This is a genomic window from Paenibacillus sp. FSL L8-0158 (genome assembly GCF_038592965.1).
In the GTDB taxonomy this organism is placed as follows: domain Bacteria; phylum Bacillota; class Bacilli; order Paenibacillales; family Paenibacillaceae; genus Paenibacillus; species Paenibacillus polymyxa_D.
Window position 1 is genome coordinate 3,973,492 of the sequence record NZ_CP151949.1, and the last position, 14,477, is coordinate 3,987,968.

The following is a 14,477-nucleotide window of genomic DNA, read 5'->3' on the forward strand; positions in this document are numbered from 1 at the left end:
GCACTGCTTATATTCATTATTCAGCAAAAACAGATACTCGCTCCACAGGTTTTAGCTTGTCTTTTCCACCTGAAAACGATCTAGCTCCCGCTGCATTTCCTCGCGAATCTGACGAAGCTCTTTTACCTTCTCAGCCGATTCCTCAAATGAACGCTTCTGCTCCACCGTGGAAGCCGTAATCTCTTCACTGCCTGCGGCGGATTGCTGAGTGATTGCGCTGATATTTTCGATAGCTTGCTGCACCTGTACGCTCAGTTCACGCGATACATTCATGTCCGTTGATAGCTTGCTGACTTGGCCGGCAATTTGCTGCACTTTGCCACTAATCTCTGTAAACGATGCTCCGGTCGAGGAGGTTGCCTTCTCCTGCTCACGGAACAGCTCCTGACTTTGCGCCACAGAAGTCTTCACCTTATCCATAGCCTGCGTGATACTGTCAACAGCGGTATAAATTTTCTTTACCGCAGACTCTGATTGATTCGCCAGCTTTTTCACTTCATTGGCAACAACAGCAAAACCTTTTCCTGCTTCACCTGCACGTGCAGCTTTAATAGAAGCATTCAAGGACAACAGCGATGTTTGGCTGGCAATTTCGGAGACGTATCCAGTCATGGTTGTAATCTCGGCTGCATTAGCCTCCAGCTCCTTGACCGTCTGCTCCACTTCGGACATGGCTGAACGATTTTCTGCAACAATACGCAGTTGATCGCTCATGACCCGCGTACCCTGCTCAATGACACGCAAAGCATCCTCACTATACGCAGTCGATTGAGTGGTCTCCAGCAGATTCGATTCAAACTTTTGCTGCATTTCATCCACAACGCCAACTGTCGACGACAGATCCTCAGCAATTTTCTGACTGCTTATTGCCAGCTCCTCTGTTGACGTGCTTACTTGTGTCACAATTTCCTTCATGGCCTCATTATGCTGATCAATATCCCGAGCCATCAGATCGACACGATTACCCGCCTGATCAATGGATAGCACAATGTTGCGCAAGTTCCCGATCATGACTCGGAACGATTCATTGAGCTCGTCCAGCTCATCGCGTCCCTTGGTTTGGGCAAGCTGTACCGTCAAATTCCCCTCGGCAATTTGCTTCGCGGCATCCGTTAACTTGCGTGTTCTAAGAGCAAGCTGCCTGGAGGTATATGTATTATATAGCCCAACCGCCACCAGAAGTATAACTGCACCTGCCAAGGCCAATTGCCAAGTAAAACGAATGCTCTTGGTCAAATCTTCTGTGTATTGGTCATAACGCGCCTTGGTCAGTAGATCCAGCATAAATACATCGTTCTGAATCCCTTGGGCACGCATGGCCTCTCGCTTGGACTCTGGGCTGTTTTGGGTACTCATTGCTTTCTCCGTTGCTACTTTCAATTGGCTGAATTTTGTTTTAATCGTATTCAGTCGTTTTTGCTGTTCTTCGGTCTGCATCATGCCCTGTGAAAGCAAAGTAATCGTCTTTTCAGACTGAGTCAGTTGATTTTGCACATCGGCTTTGTTGCTCTCCGTCATGGAAGCTGAATAATTTTGCAGTGCCTGCCCTGACTGAATCAAATAGGCATTGAGCTGCTGTACATTCAACATAGCCGGAACCAGATTGCTACTTTGCGAGTTAATACGAATTAATTCAAAAATGATAAATGCCACTAAAGCCAGGCAAGCGATCAAGGAAATCATCGCGTTCAGCACCAGTTTACCTTGCAGTTTCATCAGCTTTCATCCTCCGTTTGCGAAAATTTATTGGGTGGGAACAGTCAGTGTGCCGGATTTGATTTTTTCCTTTAAATCATCCAACAACTTTTGCTGATCCGGACTCAGTGTCACGACACGAATAGGCGCCAAACCTACACCATCTTCCGCAAGACCAAACACCATATCCTTCTCCGTAAATTTTCTTTGATGATCTGCAAAGCCTTTGACTGCTGTATAAATGGCAATGTCTACATTTTTAAACATCGAGGTCACTACCGCTTTTTCCGCAATAAAAAACTGGTCGCTATCGACCCCGATGGCGAATTTTTGCTGCTTCTGTGCTTCTTGTAGCGCACCCACACCCGTAAGGCCTGCGGCTGCATAGATAACGTCAATCTGATCGTTATTGATCATGTCATCTGCAATTTGCGTCCCCAGCTCTGGCTTTCCAAAATCGCCTGCATACGTAGCGGTGACTTTGGCATCAGGCTTGACTGAGTGAACCCCTGCGCTATATCCAATTTCAAACTTTTTCAACAAAGGAGATTCCACACCTCCGAGAAAACCCACCTGTTCGGTACGACTCGTCAACCCTGCAATGACTCCGGCCATAAAACTGCCTTCTTCTTCTTTAAAGGTAATAGAAGCCACATTCGGTAAATTTGATTTCTCATCCACGATTAAAAATTTACGGTCTGGATATTTTTTGGCAATAGATTCCAGACTGTCCTTCACCATGTAACCTAATCCAACGATTAAATCAGCCTTTTCTTGAGCAAGCTGCTCAAAAGCCGCATCATACGTCTTGGTCTCCGTTATTTCCCGGTATTCAAAAACAATCTTCCCCTCATCCCGTGCCTTGACCAAACCTCGAAAAGCCGCGTCGCTGTAAGACTGATCACCCAAACCAATATCTGACAGTACGATTCCCACCTTAATGGGCTGAGCCTTGGTTTGTGCTGCCGATTGCCCACATGCACTTAGCAATAATGCAAGGATTGTGACAATGGGAATCCACCTAACATTTAATAGTACTGCTCGCTTCTTCATGACATATCACCTCAGCATAATTTGGAAATCCCCAACATCTTTATATCGGTTAAAAAAGCATATTCTTTCATAAGGATTTCTGTAAATTCATTTCCACTATTTTGTTATGAGAAAATTAAGAAAGGGACTGATTACTGGGCTTCGATCTCGTTGCCAGTCGTTCAGTCCCTTTATGATTATCTTCCACTCCATTTGGAAGCAATCACTTCGGTTTTACTTTCTATGAGATCCATGACTTCCTCGCGGCGTTTCGTCTTGAATAAATCAATCATGTCGATCAAGTCGTTGCGGTCTAATAATTTAACCCCGTTGACAGCAGCAAGTGTTTTACAGGATTCCGTATAACGGCCGGAGGTGATGACGATAGACTTGTCGGCCGCATAATAACGCATAGAGGTGTAAATTTCCTGTACTGCTCCCAAGCCCACCGGATGTTGTACGCCATAACGTTTGGCCTGTATGACAACTCTGACGCCTTCACGGTCTGTAAAAACCAGATCCGCTCCAAAATCCCGGCTACTGGTTGTTTTATAGATGTCCTTATAGCCAAGTGCAGATAACAACCGTTGCAAATAAAGCTCAAATTCCGAGCCATCCTCCATACGATCTATATCCTGAATTCCAATTTTGCGTGGGTCCAGATCACGTAAAATCCGATTTCTGCGACCACGTATCAGTCCTCTGATGATGAGCGCAAACAACACTAAAAGTACAATGAGTCCTATTCCTAATTCCTTGTATGCCAATAATTTCTCTAGCAACATCCAACTCTCCCTTTTCTACCATAAGCGTAGCCGTATCATCCTTAACAGGGAACTCCCCTATGCACGCTGACTCCCCTATTACATCTCTCTTTATCACATAACAATAGCCCCGCCAGATTCGACGGGGCTATCTTCGTCTTGCCTCAAAGCTGTCTAAATTCCATACTCCGCATCATTATTCGCGATTCAGCAAAGATTCTCCGGCAATACCAGGCTGAGTCATTTGGTACGGGTCCAATATAATGTCCAACTCTTCCTCGGTCAGTACATTATACAGCAGGCACAGCTCGCGCACCGATTTCCCAGTCGTAATTGCTTCGCGGGCAATACGTGATACTACCTCATATCCAAGGTGGGGGTTGAGTGCTGTAATAATACCTACACTGTTCTCCACATATTCACGGCACCGCTCCACATTTGCTTCAATTCCTTCTACACAATGTATACGGAAAACGTGGAAGCCCTGCTTCATAATTTCTAGCGATTGCAGCAGATTGTAGACAAGCACAGGCTCCATCACGTTCAGCTCCAGCTGACCCGCCTCTGAAGCCAGGCAGATCGTATGATCATTACCAATGACCTGAAAAGCAATTTGGTTAATGACCTCACACATCACCGGATTTACCTTGCCTGGCATAATGGATGACCCTGGCTGACGAGCAGGCAGACTCAGTTCTCCCAGACCTGCACGAGGTCCGGAAGCCATTAAGCGGATGTCATTTGCCACCTTAGACATATTCATCATACAAATTTTCAAGGCGGCAGACACTTCAGTATAAGCATCCGTATTTTGTGTAGCATCTACAAGATTTTCGTCAGCTTCCACAGGGAAGCCACTGACGTCTGCCAGTACCTCTGCGACACGCTGAATATAACGACGGTCTGCATTCAGGCCAGTACCCACCGCAGTTGCACCCATATTAATCGTTAGCAGGTGCTGCTTGGTCGCACGCACGCGTCCGATATCACGACCCAGCACACGCGCATAAGCCTGAAACTCCTGTCCTAATCGGATTGGCACTGCATCCTGCAAGTGGGTTCTACCCATCTTAATCACACTATCAAACTCATTGGCCTTGCGGGAAAATGCTTCCTGAAGCTCACTCATGGTAGCCAACAGCTTATCAATCATGCTTAATACAGCCAAGTGTACGGCTGTAGGAAAAGCATCGTTCGTCGATTGCGCCATATTAACATGATTATTAGGACTGATCTCCTGATAATCTCCGCGTTGCTTGCCAATCAGCTCCAACGCGCGGTTCGCAATCACTTCATTTGTATTCATATTAATGGACGTGCCTGCGCCGCCCTGAATTGGATCGACGATGAAATGATCATGCAACTGTCCTTGTATAATCTCATCAGCAGCCTGAATAATGGCCTCTGCTTTGGAGCGGTGTAAACGGGTTAGTTCCATATTTACCGTCGCTGCTCCCTTTTTCACGATCGCCATGGCTTTAATCAACTCAGGGTGCAGTCGTTGGCCTGTAATTGGAAAATTTTCTTTTGCCCTCAGCGTTTGTACACCGTAATAGGCATCTGATGGTACTTCCTTGGTACCTAAAAAATCATGCTCCAACCTCATATTCTCTGATTCCTCCGCTGTGTTTGCTACGTTCTTCAATTCAGTACAGCCAAATTGACATAAAAAGACCTGTTCTGATCCCTCTTCATTATACTTTCCGATTCCCGTGCTTTACCAGTCGAATAAACGCGGAAAAAGGTTATGTAATCCTATGACAAGTTATGATTACCCGTATATACCACGGTTATTCGGCAAATGCTCAGCTATGACTGGAATACGGATTTAATGGCTTATAATAATATCGGGTGGCATGCAGTTGACCATCGGCTGATTGAGCATAACCCGGAATAACACCAGCTTCCACGAACCCGATCGACTCGTATAGTCCATTGGAGGGATCACCCACCCGCGTATCTAGCACCAGTAACGTTCTATCCTGACTTAGTGCCTCTTCTTCCGCTGTCTTCATTAACTGACGTGCGATCCCAAGCCTGCGCCCGGACGGATGTACCATAAGCTTTGCAATTTCCGCACGATGAATAGCGTTAGCTTTTTGAGCCAAATGAAGCTGGACCGTCCCTACAGGTACTTCGTCCTTCTCTGCAATCCACAGAACTACGCCATCCTCAAGTACATTGTTCCAATAAGCTGCTGCTTCCTGATAACCTAATGGAGGTAAGAAACCTATAGATGCACCGTCTGCAACCACGTCGATTAACAGTCGACTCAGTGAATCTGTCAGGGCTTCGTTCAGAGCTTGAACAGGGTAAACTCTCACTTCGTTAGACATTGTGATTCCTCCCGGTGAGTTCGATAACATACAATAAAGAAAGTAAACTATCTTTTTAGGATAGCTTACTTTCCATGGTACTTTGTTTACTACTTAATCACCCTTACTTCTATTACTGCTCTGCCATATAAAAGAACTCCCACAAATGACCATCCAAATCCTGAAAGCTCCATCCATACATAAAACCATGATCTTGAGGTTCATTCGAGGGCTTGCCGCCTGCTTCCAAAGCCTTACGAACGATCTCGTCCACCTTTTCTCGGCTCTCCACCGATAGAGCAACAATCGCTTCTGTGCTTTTCGTGGCATCTGAAATTTCCTTTGTCGTGAACGCTTTAAAACGTTCTTCAACCAATAGCATGACAAAAATATGCTCACTAACAACCATGCAGGTTGCATGTTCATCAGTGAACTGAGCGTTAAATTCAAATCCAATTGTAGTGAAAAAATCAATGGAGTGCTGTAGGTTTTTAACTGGTAAATTCACAAAAATTTGTTTAGCTGTTACTCCCACGATGCTTCACCTCTTCATTCTACTTTATCATACGACTTCTCCACAAAAGATAACTTAACTATCTCACAAAGTCAATCAATCTGACATTTGTAATCAAACTAATAACTCTTACCTTATCCCTTAGCTTTACACCAAGAATAGGCTTGTACAACAAGATGGCTTCAGATGTTTTTCCATCCTGATCCACTTGATCATCCACTCTTGGATTTAGAAGCTGTTCCCTTCCCCAATTTCGCCATGATTACGCTTACAAACATATCCTATATTTAAGATACCACAAATTAGCCAATTTAGTACTTAAATTATGTAAAAATGAATTCTTCTTGTCGTAGCATAATCAGATCATATTATTGTAAACTTGTTCTAATACAGAAAAAGGTGGCACACACGCTATGGAGCATTTGCTTAACGATCAGGTCAAAAATATTCAAATCAGCGGCATCCGCAAAATCGCAAATAAAGTTGCCGCATTACCCGGAACGCTCTCCTTAACGATTGGACAGCCGGATTTCCCTACCCCTGCGCATATAATGGAAGCTGCCCATCGGGCGATTGATGAAGGCCGGACCACTTATACACCTAATCCGGGACTGCCGGAATTACGAGAAGCCGCAACGGCGTTTGTAGCCCGTAAATACGGCCTAAATTACCGTGGACAGGATGAGGTTATCGTAACGAACGGAGCCAGCGAAGCGCTGGATATTACCTTACGCACGATTTTGTCCCCCGGCGATGAAGTTGTTCTACCTGTCCCGATCTACCCAGGGTACGAGCCATTAATCCGTTTGTCAGGCGGCGTTCCTGTGTTTGCCGATACTCGGAACAGCGGCTTCAAGCTAACGGCCGAGGTGCTGGAGCCTTACCTGACCGAACGGACAAAAGCTGTCATTCTCGGATATCCTTCGAATCCAACCGGACGAGTGATGAGCCGTGAAGAACTGGAAGCGGTCGCGGATTTACTGAAGGAGCGCGATCTGTTTATCATTTCGGATGAAATATACAGCGAACTGATTTATGATACCCCCCACGTGTCCATTGCAACTTTATCAGGTATGCGGGAGCGTACCATCGTCATCAACGGTTTGTCCAAATCACATTCCATGACGGGCTGGCGTATTGGTTTTACGCTCGCACCCGCTGAAATTACACAGCACATGGTCAAAGTCCATCAGTACAACGTAACCTGTGCTAGCTCAATTAGCCAATATGCAGCACTGGAAGCACTGACCGTCGGGGTGGATGATGCACTTCCGATGCGCGAGGAGTACCGCCGACGTCGCGACTATGTACACGGAAGACTGACTGATATGGGAATTCCACTGGAGAAGCCTGAGGGAGCCTTTTATCTTTTTCCTTCCATCGCCCATTTTGGATTAAGCTCGATGGATTTTACCTTGAAGCTGCTGGAAGAGCATGGAGTGGCTGTCGTACCTGGAGATGCCTTTTCTTCCTATGGCGAAGGATACATTCGCTTGTCCTATGCTTACGGACAGGATGTGCTGGAGCAAGGGTTGGATAAAATAGAGAAGTTTGTTAAAGGGTTATAGGGAGTTAAGGTGGGAGGAGGCGCTGCGCAGTCCATTTGATCTTCCGGTCGCTGTTGCTGGGGGATTCTTCAATTGTATAAAACATTTTATAGGTAAGAATCCCACAGCAAAGGCGAACGCTGCCGCTTCACCAGATTCAAATGGCCCGCTTCGCTCACTGCCCGCCTTAAAGTCCCTCATTCCGCTAACATATGTGGGGATGCAGGGGGAAAAACATTACTCACCGCTTTGCGTGGTGAGTAAACAAAACAGGCCCTTAAACCACCTGTACGGGTGGCTCAAGGGCCTGTCTGCTCTCACTACTCCCCCACCACGGTGTGGGATTCATAGTGCGTACTTTAAGCACGGTACAGCGGGAGGGGGCGGAATGGTGCTGGACAAGCGAAGCGGTCGCCTTTAAATTCCGATTTTCACCTTTATGCGGTAATCATAAAAATCGGAATTTAACAGCGATGGTAAGTACCATCCGCCACCGCAGCGACCTTTAAAGCACCACCCCCTAATCCCAACGCCACTCCCCTACTTTAAATGCATTTTGAATTGCAGGAACAATTCGTTATAGTGCGCGAGCATGCGCTTGCCTAGATTGTTGTATACTCCCAGCTTATCTGTAATGTCGGACGGTGGGTAAAAACGCTCGTCGCCAGAGATATCTTCAGGCAACAACTTCCTTCCATCCTTGTTTGGCGTGGAGTATCCTACAAATTCGGCATTTTGAGCGGCTACATCGGGCTGCATCATGAAATTGATGAACTTATGGGCCGCATCCACATGGGTAGCGGTTTTTGGAATAACTATATTATCAAACCACAGGTTGGAGCCTTCATCCGGCACGATGTAATCGAGCTTATCGTTCTCATCCATGATTTCAGACGCATCACCGGACCATACAACCCCGGCAGCAGCTTCCTCGTTTGCCAGCAGCATTTTAATCTCGTCACCAACAACCGCTTTGACATTGGGTGCTAATTTCTCCAACTTCGTCAAAGCCTGCTGCAAATGTGCCTCATTCGTATCATTCAAGGAATAGTGGAGACTGTTCAGCGACATGCCCATAATCTCCCTAGCTCCATCAACCAAAAACAGGTTATTACGTAGCTTCGGGTCCCACAGGCCATCCCAGCTATGAAAATCAATGCCTTTCGTCAGCTCCGGGTTAAACACAATCCCGACTGTACCCCAAAAATACGGAACCGAATATTGGTTATTCGGATCAAACGAAAGGTTTAGATAATGAGAATCTACATGCTTCAAATTCGGCAGTTTGCTATGGTCCAACGGGAGCAACAAGTGCTCCTGCTTCATTTTAGCCAAAGCATATTCCGAGGGAACTGCTACATCAAATGAAGTTCCTCCCTGCTCGATTTTCGTCAGCATCGCCTCATTGGAATCAAAGGTCTGATAAATGACAGTAATCCCCGTCTCCTTCTGAAACCGTTCCAACAACTCAGGGTCAATGTAGTCTCCCCAGTTGTACACCGTCAGTGTGTTGCCACCGGAGTAGCCTTGACTGGAATTCAGCCATGCCGCCACTCCCATCAGCCCAAACGAGATGATGAAAATCGCCAGAAACACGCGCACAAGTGACTTCATCTAGGCACCCCCATTTCTGCCGCAGGCTCTTTTTTACCATTACGATTCGCCTTGCGCATAATAAAGTAGTAACCCACCACCAGCAGCACAGTAAATAGGAAAATGAGCGTGGATAGCGCATTGATGGACAAGGAAACCCCTTGACGGGCACGTGAGTATATTTCCACCGATAAGGTCGAATAGCCACTGCCTGTCACAAAAAAGGTCACCGCAAAATCATCCAGTGAGTACGTTAACGCCATAAAAAAGCCCGCATAAATCCCTGGCTTGATAAAGGGCAAAATCACCTTGGTCAGCACATCCAGCCGGCTGGCACCCAAATCACGAGCGGCATCCACCAGAGATGGACTCATTTCCTGAAGCCGCGGCAAAATCATAATAACCGCAATCGGCACACTAAACGCAATATGGGATAACAAAACGGAGTAGAAACCCAGCTTAATACCGACCATCGTGAACAAAATGAGGAAGGAAGCACCAATAATGACGTCCGGATTCACGATCAGTACATTATTAAGCGACAGCAGCGTATTTTTGACTCGACGGTTCTGCATCTGATGAATAGCCAGCGCACCCATGATGCCAATAATGGTAGCCAATGCAGATGACAGCAAAGCAATCACCAAGGTGTTAATGACAATAATGATCAAGCGAGTGTCCGCAAACACCTCTTTGTAATATTGGAGTGTAAAACCTTCAAACTCATGCATCGTCCCGCCGCTGTTGAAGGAATAGTACATCAAATACAAAATAGGTGCATACAACACGAGAAAAACAATCACCAAATATATATTTCCGAATCGGTTTTTATTTACCATGCCGCACCCCCCGTTTCGTTCCCGAGGTGAGCAGCATAATGATCCCCATCGCCAAAATCAGGAACACGGCAACCGTAGAGCCCATACCCCAATCCTGAGTAACCAGAAAATGCTGCTCTATCGCCGTCCCCAGTGTAATCACACGGTTACCTGCAATCAGGCGGGTAATCATAAACAGCGACAATGCTGGAATAAACACAGCCATACAACCGGATCGCACACCCGCAAGTGTTAACGGGAAAATAACCCTACGAAACGCGGTCCATTTGGAGGCTCCCAAATCACGGGCTGCGTCCAGCAATGAAGGGTTTAACCCTTCCAAGGCATTATAGATGGGCAAAATCATAAAAGGTACAAAAATATAAACCGACACAAACACAAAGCTGGAGCTGGTAAACAATAATTGCTGACCTCCCAACCCAACCATACCTAATACCGCATTCACCGGACCATAGGTTCCGAAAATCCCGATAAAAGCATACGTTTTGAGTAGCAAGTTAATCCAGGTCGGCAAAATAATAAGCAACAGCCACAGCTGCTTATGCTTAGTGCGAGTGAGCAAATATGCTGCCGGGTAAGCAACTAACAGTGAAAATACAGTGATCAGAAATGCATACCAAAACGAGCTAAGCGTCATGCTCAAATAAACAGGTGTCAGAAACTGAGCATAGTTGTTGAATGTGAGATGACCATCCACATCAAATAGTGAATAGTAAAACACAAGTACAACCGGAGCTGCCACGAACAGCACAATCCATAAATAGTAAGGCAGCAGATACGCTGCTCTTGTATTACCGGACATGCTGATCCACCTCTTCATAGGCTTCCAGACGTCGATCAAATTCTTCCTCTGTTTCCCCAAATCGCATCACATGGATCGCTTCCGGGTCAAATCGCAGACCGATTTCACTGCCCAGCTCCGCCTTTTTGGTAGAATGCACGAGCCACTCCTGTCCCGAATCATCATAGCAGCTAATTTCATAGTGAACACCACGGAACAATTGGGTATCTACCTTTACACGCAACTTGCCTTCAGCAACATTCGTAATCTCTAGATCCTCCGGCCGGATCACAATTTCAATGGGTTCGTTCGGACGCAGTCCTCCGTCGACACATTCAAACTGTCGACCGTTGAATTCCACTTGATAATCCGCGATCATCCGGCCTGGGACAATATTGGATTCGCCGATGAAATCAGCAACAAACCGATTAATCGGCTCATCATAAATATCATTAGGCGTACCACTCTGCTCAATCTTACCTTTGTTCATGACAAAAATTTCGTCCGACATGGCCAGCGCTTCCTCCTGATCATGCGTAACGAAAATAAAGGTAATTCCAAGGCGCTGCTGCATTTCGCGCAAAATGTACTGCATTTCTGTTCGCAGCTTTAAATCCAGTGCAGACAATGGTTCATCCAACAAAAGAACATCAGGCTCATTGACGATAGCCCGTGCGATGGCAACACGCTGACGCTGTCCCCCGGACATCTCAGAAATTTCCCGCTCACCGTAGCCTTCCAGATTGACAAAGGACAACGCCTGTGTCACCTTCTCCTGAATGTCCTTTTTGTTCATCTTTTTGATGCGCAGACCAAAGGCTACATTTTCAAATACATTTAGATGCGGAAATAGTGCATAATCTTGAAAAACCGTATTAACCTGCCGTTCATTGGCTGGTACACGATTAATGAGTTTTCCATTCAAATAAATAGAGCCTTCTGTCGGCTCCGCAAAACCTGCAATCATACGCAGAATCGTCGTTTTACCACAGCCGGAAGGCCCCAGCAGTGTATAAAATTTACCACGCTCAATCTCAAAACTGACGTCCGCCAGCACTGGGGGATCGTTGTCATATTGCTTGGTCACCCGTTCAAATCGGATGATGGTTTGCTCTCCCATAACACCCTCCTTCAAAAATTCGACTTCATTCCATTACATTCTTTTCATTAAACATAATTATTCAGGGCGTATCATTTACCCTTGAGACTTCCATGTAAAATAATCTGTCAGCACAGAAATGGCCACACCAATCGCTTCTTCCGCAGGCTCCAGCTTCGCATGATGCAAACCATAAGGCGTATCCACGCCAAGCCAGAACATCAGGCCGGGAATTCGCTCCAGAAAATACCCGAAGTCTTCTCCGGTCATCGCTTCTCCGCATTCAATAAGCTGCACATCCTGCCGATTACGTACCCAGTTCATGAATTCCTCAGTCACCTTGGCCTCATTGTACACTTGCAAATAATTGGAGCCATAATGAATCTCTGCATGACATTCAAATCCAGCTTCCACACCGCGCACCAGCGCTTCAATCCGCGATTTAACCAGCGCCATCGTATCGGCAGACAACGTTCGGATCGTACCCTCCAACCGGGCGGTTTCCGCGATAATATTTTGCTTCGTGCCGCCGCTAACCTTACCCACAGTAATGACCGCTGCATCCAGTGGATTCACATTACGGGCTACAACCGTTTGTAATTGTCCCACCAGTTGGCAAGCAGCCACTACCATATCATTCGCCTTGTGTGGATACGCTGCATGCCCACCCATTCCCTTCAGGTCGATGAAAAGCTCCGACGTATTGGCAAATAGGATGCCCGGGCGAGTCGCAATTGTACCGACAGGATATTCAGGTGCAACATGCAGCGCGACAATTTCATCGGGTATCCAGTCTGCCAGTTCTGTGCTGTCCCGCATAGGCAATGCCCCACCCGGCCCTTCCTCAGCCGGTTGAAACAACACAACCAGGTCATCCTTAATCGGATGGCTTGCAAAGTGAGTAACAATTCCCAATCCAATCGTCATATGTAAATCGTGTCCACAAGCATGCATATAGCCGGGATGGGTCGAACGAAAATCATAACCTGTCTCTTCTTCAATCGGCAAACCGTCCATATCACAACGATATCCATAGCGGCGTTCAGGAGCTGTTCCATGAATGAACACTAATACGCCCGTACGCCATGTACGAATTTCCAGCCGCTCCTGAGGGAGCGTTTCCAAATAATCCAGCAAATATTGTTGTGTTTTGTATTCCTCAAAACCCGGTTCGGGAATTTGGTGTAAATCCCTTCGTATTTGGACAAAAGAACGATAGTCGACCGTACTCATTGCTGCCACGCCTCCTCTTTATAGCTCATCAGCTCTTATCGGGCAAAAGAACAAAAGGACAAAAGCCCGGCGCAGCCGCCGAGCCTTGTCCGTGTGCTTCGTCCCTAAGTTATGCTGTCAGTGCATCATGCTTCTGACAAGGAATCGTTCACCTTTGGTACATAAAAAACCTTTGCCTTCTTATAGAACGCGCAGTTCTTTCAAAATCTCAGTTTTAGATTTGGTCTTATCATCGACCTGTTTGATCACACGTGCAGGTGTACCCGCCACTACGGAGTATTCAGGCACATCTTCAGTTACGACAGCTCCGGCTGCAACAACTGCACCTTTACCAATGCGTACGCCTTCCAATACGACCGAGTTCGCACCGATCAATACATCGTCTTCTACGACAACTGGCTGTGCAGATGGTGGTTCAATGACACCCGCCAGGACAACGCCTGCACCGATGTGACACATGTTACCTACTTTAACACGACCGCCCAGCACAGCATTCATATCAATCATCGTACCTTCACCAATGGTAACACCGATGTTAATCACTGCACCCATCATGATGACTGCGTTGTTACCAATGCCCACCATGTCGCGGATATAGGCGCCTGGCTCAATGCGTGCATTGATGCCTTTCAGATCCAGCATTGGAACAGCGGAGTTACGGCGGTCATTTTCCACCACATAATCTTCTTCTTTAGCGTTTGCGCTATCCAGCACCGGCTTGATATCGGCCCAATCACCAAATACCACACCGCTGTCTCCAGAAATAAAAGCTTGAACATTCTCGCCAAAAGATGCGGAAGCCAATGCTCCTTTTACATATACTTTAACAGGCGTCTTTTTCTTGCTGTTTTTAATCACGTTGATGACTTCTTGTGTATTCATTTCGATGGACATAGTAAATCTAACAACTCCTTCATCGCATCATACGACTTCGCAAGCCGGAATGATCTTATTCTCTCATCCTTTATAGCACAAAAGTGCAGGTCTCGCAATTATAGATTAGACCCTTATAGCTCTAACCTAGCCCTTAAAACAACCATTTTCAGCGGCATGACTGCCTTAAAT

13 protein-coding genes are annotated in these 14,477 nt (G+C 46.4%); 1 reads left to right on the plus strand and 12 read right to left on the minus strand.

Annotated features, from left to right (window positions below; genetic code table 11):
* Window positions 1-51 precede the first annotated feature (51 nt).
* From NSQ68_RS17470 to NSQ68_RS17495, 6 genes are all read right to left on the minus strand, one after another.
* Window positions 52-1,716 carry a methyl-accepting chemotaxis protein gene (locus NSQ68_RS17470; RefSeq protein ID WP_342426650.1) on the minus strand — a complete coding sequence of 555 codons (1,665 nt, stop codon included), beginning with the start codon at window positions 1,714-1,716 and terminating at the stop codon, window positions 52-54.
* Window positions 1,717-1,743: 27 nt separating this feature from the next.
* Window positions 1,744-2,748: a BMP family ABC transporter substrate-binding protein gene (locus tag NSQ68_RS17475; protein WP_342426651.1), complete on the minus strand. Its 1,005-nt coding sequence runs from the start codon at window positions 2,746-2,748 to the stop codon at window positions 1,744-1,746.
* A gap of 176 nt (window positions 2,749-2,924) precedes the next feature.
* Window positions 2,925-3,512, minus strand: a complete 588-nt coding sequence (locus NSQ68_RS17480) for a restriction endonuclease (RefSeq protein WP_342426652.1) — start codon at window positions 3,510-3,512, stop codon at window positions 2,925-2,927.
* A 175-nt stretch (window positions 3,513-3,687) separates the two neighbouring features.
* The gene (aspA, locus tag NSQ68_RS17485) at window positions 3,688-5,097 is read right to left on the minus strand and encodes an aspartate ammonia-lyase (RefSeq protein ID WP_342426653.1); all 1,410 of its coding nucleotides are present in this window, start codon (window positions 5,095-5,097) and stop codon (window positions 3,688-3,690) included.
* Between the two features lie 199 nt (window positions 5,098-5,296).
* The gene (locus NSQ68_RS17490) at window positions 5,297-5,827 is read right to left on the minus strand and encodes a GNAT family N-acetyltransferase (protein ID WP_342426654.1); all 531 of its coding nucleotides are present in this window, start codon (window positions 5,825-5,827) and stop codon (window positions 5,297-5,299) included.
* A gap of 112 nt (window positions 5,828-5,939) precedes the next feature.
* Complete coding sequence (locus NSQ68_RS17495) at window positions 5,940-6,341, minus strand: VOC family protein (protein ID WP_040103254.1); 402 nt, start codon at window positions 6,339-6,341, stop codon at window positions 5,940-5,942.
* A 392-nt stretch (window positions 6,342-6,733) separates the two neighbouring features.
* On the opposite strand from NSQ68_RS17495, the gene NSQ68_RS17500 reads away from it, so the two are divergent.
* The gene (locus NSQ68_RS17500) at window positions 6,734-7,888 is read left to right on the plus strand and encodes an aminotransferase A (RefSeq protein ID WP_342426655.1); all 1,155 of its coding nucleotides are present in this window, start codon (window positions 6,734-6,736) and stop codon (window positions 7,886-7,888) included.
* A gap of 519 nt (window positions 7,889-8,407) precedes the next feature.
* Here the strand turns inward: NSQ68_RS17500 and NSQ68_RS17505 are convergent.
* From NSQ68_RS17505 to dapD, 6 genes are all read right to left on the minus strand, one after another.
* On the minus strand, window positions 8,408-9,481 hold the full coding sequence (locus tag NSQ68_RS17505; protein ID WP_342426656.1) for an ABC transporter substrate-binding protein: 1,074 nt from the start codon (window positions 9,479-9,481) through the stop codon (window positions 8,408-8,410).
* The gene (locus tag NSQ68_RS17510) at window positions 9,478-10,299 is read right to left on the minus strand and encodes an ABC transporter permease (protein WP_013372269.1); all 822 of its coding nucleotides are present in this window, start codon (window positions 10,297-10,299) and stop codon (window positions 9,478-9,480) included. Before NSQ68_RS17510 ends, NSQ68_RS17505 begins: the two co-directional genes overlap by 4 nt.
* Window positions 10,289-11,101, minus strand: coding sequence for an ABC transporter permease (locus NSQ68_RS17515; RefSeq protein WP_342426657.1), 813 nt, complete (start codon window positions 11,099-11,101; stop codon window positions 10,289-10,291). Before NSQ68_RS17515 ends, NSQ68_RS17510 begins: the two co-directional genes overlap by 11 nt.
* Complete coding sequence (locus NSQ68_RS17520; protein WP_025720927.1) at window positions 11,091-12,200, minus strand: ABC transporter ATP-binding protein; 1,110 nt, start codon at window positions 12,198-12,200, stop codon at window positions 11,091-11,093. Before NSQ68_RS17520 ends, NSQ68_RS17515 begins: the two co-directional genes overlap by 11 nt.
* A 75-nt stretch (window positions 12,201-12,275) precedes the next feature.
* The gene (locus tag NSQ68_RS17525) at window positions 12,276-13,412 is read right to left on the minus strand and encodes an N-acetyldiaminopimelate deacetylase (protein WP_342426658.1); all 1,137 of its coding nucleotides are present in this window, start codon (window positions 13,410-13,412) and stop codon (window positions 12,276-12,278) included.
* Between the two features lie 180 nt (window positions 13,413-13,592).
* A complete protein-coding gene (dapD, locus tag NSQ68_RS17530; protein ID WP_013311259.1) occupies window positions 13,593-14,306 on the minus strand; it encodes a 2,3,4,5-tetrahydropyridine-2,6-dicarboxylate N-acetyltransferase in 714 nt (237 codons plus the stop codon).
* Between the last annotated feature and the right edge of the window lie 171 nt (window positions 14,307-14,477).